Annotated in this window: 4 protein-coding genes and 1 pseudogene; 1 reads left to right on the top strand and 4 read right to left on the bottom strand. The window is 48.9% G+C overall.

Going from position 1 to position 3372, the window contains the following annotated elements:
* Positions 1-185: 185 nt before the first annotated feature.
* The 4 genes and pseudogenes from ABY802_RS16335 to ABY802_RS16350 all read right to left on the bottom strand — a co-directional run bounded on the left by ABY802_RS16335 (position 186) and on the right by ABY802_RS16350 (position 2051).
* A complete protein-coding gene (locus ABY802_RS16335) occupies positions 186-752 on the bottom strand; it encodes a dienelactone hydrolase family protein (protein ID WP_372628180.1) in 567 nt (188 codons plus the stop codon).
* A 122-nt stretch (positions 753-874) separates the two neighbouring features.
* Positions 875-934 (bottom strand): annotated as a pseudogene (locus tag ABY802_RS16340) (DUF6500 family protein); the annotation flags it as partial.
* An 18-nt stretch (positions 935-952) separates the two neighbouring features.
* A complete protein-coding gene (locus ABY802_RS16345) occupies positions 953-1597 on the bottom strand; it encodes a hypothetical protein (protein WP_372628181.1) in 645 nt (214 codons plus the stop codon).
* Between the two features lie 163 nt (positions 1598-1760).
* Positions 1761-2051: a YciI-like protein gene (locus tag ABY802_RS16350; RefSeq protein WP_372628182.1), complete on the bottom strand. Its 291-nt coding sequence runs from the start codon at positions 2049-2051 to the stop codon at positions 1761-1763.
* Positions 2052-2186: 135 nt separating this feature from the next.
* Between ABY802_RS16350 and ABY802_RS16355 the strand changes: the two genes are divergently transcribed.
* On the top strand, positions 2187-3209 hold the full coding sequence (locus ABY802_RS16355) for an RDD family protein (RefSeq protein WP_372628183.1): 1023 nt from the start codon (positions 2187-2189) through the stop codon (positions 3207-3209).
* Positions 3210-3372 lie beyond the last annotated feature (163 nt).

A 3372-nucleotide genomic window follows, 5' to 3' on the forward strand; every position in this document is an offset into this window, starting at 1 on the left:
AAACGGGTTAGCATTTGCAGAACATTCATGGCGTGCCCTTGATAGGTTTGTTTGGCGATAGATCTGATCACCGAACGCCATGAATGTTCCTTCTGAATTCATCTTTTTGTTTTAGCTGATAATTTTGTGGGGATACCTCAGGCTCCGACCCCTTTTTTCGACCCCTATTTCCTAAGATGTGCAACTCACCCTACTAAGCTTTTTATCTTGTTTAACTGCTGCTGATACCCCGCTTCATCAAAGGCCGCGGATGCCGGGTTCATAAATCCGTGCTGGTATCCGCTGCTAACAGCAGTGACTCCCTGCTGTTGCAACTGCTGGCAAATGGCGGCCACATTAAAATGCGGCTCGCTGTGGCCAAAAATAACCTGCACCGGCACAGCCGGTGTTAGTGCCTGATGCTGATGTATTTGGCCAGGGTAAAACAGTATCGCCTGCTTAAGTTTGCTACTGTCAGTGGCTGCTAAGGCACGCCATAGTCCAGTAGCACCGGCGCTAAAGCCGATCGCGATGTCGAAGCGCTGCCCACTGCCTTGCAGCGCCTGCGACGCGATAGCGGCATAGGTATCATGGCCGCACTGCGAAATATACTCAGCATAAGCACTGGCTTCATCGGTAAACTGCTGACGCTGGCCCTGATAGGGGTCAACCAGCTGAACAACGGCGCCGGCCTGGCTTAAATCGGCCAGCAAAGGTTCCAGACCGGCACAAAGGCCAAAAATATCGCTTAACACTAATACATGCTTTGTCATTTTTTCATCCACCCCCCGTACCTGCGCCCTTGCATTGTTATTGCAAACCCCTGCACCTGCTATAGGGTCAAAAAAGGTCGGAGTCACTAATCACTGAACTCCACTCGCCGCGCTGTTTGCGACTAAAGCCCTGCGGTAACCAGCTGCTTAATCTTTAGCGCTTTTTCAAAATGATCCAGCCGGTGACTTGGCTTATCCGCTTAGCTTTTACGACTGGTAAGCAGAACAACACCTAACCAGGAAAACCAGACAATTTGGCTTATACCAAAAATTTCAGTGAATACATCCGCCGGGTAAATAGTGAGAATACCGACAGTGCCAACGAAAAGCCCAAGGTAGTTAAGCGTTTTAGGAAGTGCTTTACCGCTAAGCGCTGCAATACTTAATAACAGAACCCATAACCCGCCAACAATTTCATTGCCCCCACCCAAACCTTCGACTACAGCGTTAATCGTTCTCCAGAGTGTCATCGCCTGTTCTGGTTGCTCAACTGATAGCTCCAGAGCCACCGCTAAACCAATATTCAAGACCATGCCGCTAGCTATTACCAACCCCACCCATACAACCCCGAAAATAGCCGCCATTTGAGAAAGAATTGGGGTATAAGCTTTTAATCGCTCATGCAATGCCAGAACTAATACCGCTAAAAGAATGCCAAATAGCACATAGATAGTGAAAGTTACGATGGACAAGACGCCCTGATTTTCAGCCAGAAAGGCAAATTTTTGGATAGTGTCAGCATCGGCAGGAAAATTCCAGAATGCCCCAAAGAAAACGAAAGCTGATAGGTAAATAGCCGCCTCAAGAACTGCTGCGACCCCACCCGCTTTTTGTAAGTTATTCATTGCTCGCTCCATGCTTAAAAACATCAATTTAGCATCAAGTGCTAGCTGTTGATGGCTTTAAGTTGTAACAAAAACTAACTCAGTACCTGAGAAAAAAGGAGCGAAGTTAAATTTACAACATATCAGCAGACCAACTAAGGGCCGGTTTGGCACGCTTAAGCCTTTACCGGGTCGCTGCGCCCTCGCCCACCACAGTATGCCAGGGTTTTACCTGCCAGTTTGTTACCAGGCCGTTTGCTACGTAAGGGTCGGCTTTGGCAAAGGCGGCAGGAATATCTGCACTGTCACAGCTAAATAACAACATAGCGCTGTCTGCTGGCTCACCTACTGCACCGCCAAGCTGTAATTCGCCGCGGGCAACAGCTTGCCAGGCCAATGTCAGATGGGCCGAGCGAAACTCAGCACGGCGCTGCAAATAATCTGGCGCGGTGTGGTAGATAAGCAAAAAATGCATCGACTAACTCCTTTATTGTTAAAAAATAGCCAGGACAGGTGTTGTTTTTATCACCCTAAACGCCGCGGAACATATTACAATAGCTTCTTAGCCTGTTTGGCATAATTTTAATTTAATAGGTAGAGCAACATTGTGATGAGTTTGCACCAGTTTGATGGTGATGCCAGCATTACGGAAGTGTCACCGGGCGTGTATGTTGACCTGGAAGGCCACCAGCTTTCACCGAAGCAGGTGCGCGAGGTGGTTACCCCGCATGATTTTACCGTAGCCAATGCGCTGGTAGGCCGTTCCCTGGCAAGGCCATGGCGCCGCGGCGTGGCAATCGCCCTGGATGGTGTGCTTATTGCTTTACTGACCACAAGCAGCTTATTCGTTCTGTTGCCTGTTGCGGCTTATCTGGCCTATCGCTGCCATTTGCAACATAACAACCGGCGGCGAAATATTGTCATTAGCATCGCGTTGTTATCGTTGTTTTTACTACCGCTAATGCCGGAGAAAACCGACGAGCGCAGCGACTACAAAGTAAAAGCGGGATTACTGATTACCGCGAGCGCTATTGCGCTTACCAGCACAGACTGCAATGCTGAATGCGCAGATAAACAGTTAGACAAGATCAGCGAGCAATTACGTGGCACTAAGCTTACCGACGATGAAATTGAGAGCATAGTTACCGACTTGCTTGGGGATTCACAACTGACACCGGCCGAACAGCAGGCTGCGTTGAGTAAAATGATGAATAATATCAATGCGCATCGCCGACAAGCCGCCGAGCAGGCTACCGATGTGTTAATTCAGCAAACCACTCAGCCGGCAGCAGACACGTCCTGGTGGCAACAGTTAGCACAATCGGATCACAGTGTCGTTAAATGGTTGCAAGGCATTTTAACTGATTTAGGTATTGGTTTTGGTTGGGCGGTGTTTTATTTTACCTTGTTTATCAGCTGGAATGGCGGCCAGACAGTGGGCAAAGCCATTATGGCGATAAAAGTGGTGCAGTTAAATAACACACCGCTAACGCTGTGGCAGGCATTTGGTCGCCAGGGCGGTTATAGCGCCGGTTTTGCCACCGGGTTGCTGGGGTTTATTCAAATATACTGGGACCCGAACCGGCAAGCTATTCAGGATAAAGTAGCCGATACCCTGGTACTGAAAATATAAGCTCAATACAAACCGGATAACCCATGCGTATGATTCTTACTTTTTCAGGCTACGTGCTGGCGGGCTACTGCCTGCTGTGTTTAGCGTTGTATCTGCTGCAACGCCAGTTGATTTATTTTCCGGTAGCGGCGCAGCTGCCGCCAGCCGATCCGCTGGTTATACA

Origin of the sequence: Arsukibacterium sp., from assembly GCF_041616895.1 — a bacterium.
GTDB lineage: Bacteria > Pseudomonadota > Gammaproteobacteria > Enterobacterales > Alteromonadaceae > Alishewanella.

Excerpts from the sequence above, each read along its gene's own strand:
- ABY802_RS16345 (WP_372628181.1), bottom strand. The coding sequence starts at position 1,597 with ATGAATAACTTACAAAAAGCGGGTGGGGTCGCAGCAGTTCTTGAGGCG.
- ABY802_RS16335 (WP_372628180.1), bottom strand. The coding sequence starts at position 752 with ATGACAAAGCATGTATTAGTGTTAAGCGATATTTTTGGCCTTTGTGCC.
- ABY802_RS16355 (WP_372628183.1), top strand. The coding sequence starts at position 2,187 with ATGAGTTTGCACCAGTTTGATGGTGATGCCAGCATTACGGAAGTGTCA.
- ABY802_RS16350 (WP_372628182.1), bottom strand. The coding sequence starts at position 2,051 with ATGCATTTTTTGCTTATCTACCACACCGCGCCAGATTATTTGCAGCGC.